2 protein-coding genes and 2 rRNA genes (1 of these 4 cut by a window edge) are annotated in these 2500 nt (G+C 34.4%); all 4 read right to left on the bottom strand.

The window, feature by feature from the left end; all coding sequences use genetic code 11:
• Positions 1–92: 92 nt before the first annotated feature.
• The gene (locus NHG49_RS01560) at positions 93–824 is read right to left on the bottom strand and encodes a DsbA family oxidoreductase (protein WP_064475995.1); all 732 of its coding nucleotides are present in this window, start codon (positions 822–824) and stop codon (positions 93–95) included.
• Between the two features lie 184 nt (positions 825–1008).
• Positions 1009–1968: an alpha/beta hydrolase gene (locus NHG49_RS01555; protein ID WP_149174298.1), complete on the bottom strand. Its 960-nt coding sequence runs from the start codon at positions 1966–1968 to the stop codon at positions 1009–1011.
• A 242-nt stretch (positions 1969–2210) separates the two neighbouring features.
• Positions 2211–2326, bottom strand: a 5S ribosomal RNA gene (gene rrf / locus NHG49_RS01550).
• A gap of 49 nt (positions 2327–2375) precedes the next feature.
• A 23S ribosomal RNA gene (locus tag NHG49_RS01545) occupies positions 2376–2500 on the bottom strand (it continues 2797 nt past the right edge of the window).

Here is a 2500-nt window from a genome sequence, read left to right as displayed (position 1 = left end):
ACGTTATTAATTTATCTATTTATATACCTCTTCTATAAGAATAGATAAGCAACCCATGAAACGCTCTATGGGTTGCTATTCCATCATAAAAACTATTGTTCTTTTGAAGGTACAGAACAACTTTCATCCGTACAAGACATATCGCTTCCACCCTCTGAAGAAAGCTCTTGTAACTTAGATGCAGGATTCTCTTCTTCCCAAACTTGCTGAAGTGCACCGACAAAAGTTTCAAGTGGTTGCGCACCTGAAATAGCATACTTTTGATTAATAATAAAATAAGGTACTCCTGAAATTTGATATTGCTGAGCAATCGCTTCATCAATTCTAACATCATTTGCATATGCACTTTTATCATTAATAACACGTAAAGCTTCTTGCTTATCTAAACCTGAAGCTTCAGCAATAGTAGCAAGCGTATCCACATCACTTAAATTTTTCGATTCAGTGAAATATGCAAAAAGTAGATTTTCCGTAATCTCTTTTTCTTTCCCTTGATCCTTTGCAAATTTAGCAAGACGATGCGCATCAAATGTGTTCGTCGGCTTCATCTCATCAAAATTAAAACTTAACCCCATACTAGCTGCATGATTGCCTAATTGTATATTATTACGCTTAGCTTCTTCAATACTAATCCCATACTTTGATGCAAGTACTTCATTAATACTTGTTCCAGAATAAATTGGAGCATTTTGATCTAATTCAAAACTTTTAAACTCGACTTCAACATCCTTCTTATGCGGAAATTGCTCTAAAGCCATTTCTAATCTACGTTTCCCAATATAGCAAAATGGGCATACAAAATCTGACCATACTTCAATTTTCATAGAAACACCTCATTAACATGTAGTTTTCAATTATTGTAGCATTGGCAATAAGGAATTCAAAAATTTATGCTTCAAACCTTATATACCACAAACTAAAATGAGTTTTTAAATAGAAAAAACGATAATCAAAAGTATAAAAACACTTCCTTCTGATTATCGTATATACAAATCTAAAACAATCTAATTACGCTGGAATGTATCTCCCCACGAACTTCCATACGGTATTCCAATATTTATTCGAATCTACCTTCTCGGCTTCTCCATGTCCAGCACCTGGAACAATTAATTTCTCTTTTTCTACTTTTGCAGCATTATATACTTCATCTAACATTTCATAGGGAACGAATGTATCAGCATCCCCATGAATAAATAGCATCGGTGTTTTACTTTTCGCTACTTGTTTTACAGCTGAAGCTTCTTCTAAATCATATCCAGCTCTTAATTTTGTAACTGTATTTGCCGCATTCATAACAGGAAACTTTGGCAAATGGAATAAATCTTTTAGTTGATACGTAAATTCATCAATAACAGTTGAGTATCCACAATCTTCAATAATAACTTTAACGTTAGAAGGTAACTCTTCACCTGAAGTCATCATTACAGTTGCTCCCCCCATTGAAACACCAAAGAGTGCTATTTCAGCATTAGGGTCTTTCTGTACAATTTGTTGAATCCACATCAAAATATCTTTACGATCGTGCCAGCCCATCCCTATATAATTGCCTTCACTATTTTCATGCCCACGAAGATCTGGCGCTATGACGTTATATCCTTCTTCATAAAAATTCCGGATATATTTCGTCATTTTCAATGCCTTACTATCATATCCATGAACTACAATTGCCCATTTATGGCTAGATTGTTCATTCATATATTCATAACCTGTTAATTTCAACTTATCAAAAGAATTTATGTGTAGTGTATTAGGTTTATGATTTGAGACAAAGCTCGCATCCTTTTCTTCATTTGTAGCGAACATACCTCCCGATGCATTCACTGTTTCCACTAAGTGAGGATTATCCTCTAAAAATTCTTTCTCTTGTTTCGCATTCAACGCATAATTATAAAAATAATTCCCGACTAACATATAAGTAATTGCTAGAAGAACTAAAACTACTATAGTAATTACACCTATCTTTTTCATATTATCTCCTTTTTCAAAATTAAATCTTCTTATATTCAAGTACTCAAAAAAACAACTGCACTATTTTAACACATCAACAGATTGCTTCTACAAAAAATAAAATAAAAAATCTTAAACTACACATCAAAAATGATGAAAGAAAATGAATATGAGAGGGTCAAAAGAATAAGGATTACTTACTTGAGGCTGATAAGAAGTTTAAAACACAAAAAAGACGAGTCATTCTGACTCGTCTTAAAGTTGCTTGGCGACGTCCTACTCTCACAGGGACAAGGTCCCAACTACCATCGGCGCTAGAGAGCTTAACTTCCGTGTTCGGTATGGGAACGGGTGTGACCTCTCTGCCATCATCACCAAACTATGAAGGCATATTCCTTCAAAACTAGATAACATTTGCTTCATATTATATGGTTAAGTCCTCGATCTATTAGTATTCGTCAGCTCCACATGTCACCATGCTTCCACCTCGAACCTATCAACCTGATCATCTTTCAGGGATCTTACTAGCTTACGCTATGGGAAATCTCATCTT

It is taken from the genome of Bacillus sp. IBL03825 (genome assembly GCF_024712505.1).
GTDB lineage: Bacteria > Bacillota > Bacilli > Bacillales > Bacillaceae_G > Bacillus_A > Bacillus_A wiedmannii.
This window is presented reverse-complemented; position numbering and strand designations above follow the sequence as displayed.

What these genes read in the sequence shown, in the direction of transcription:
- NHG49_RS01560 (WP_064475995.1), bottom strand. Translation starts at nt 824, where the DNA reads ATGAAAATTGAAGTATGGTCAGATTTTGTATGCCCATTTTGCTATATT.
- NHG49_RS01555 (WP_149174298.1), bottom strand. Translation starts at nt 1,968, where the DNA reads ATGAAAAAGATAGGTGTAATTACTATAGTAGTTTTAGTTCTTCTAGCA.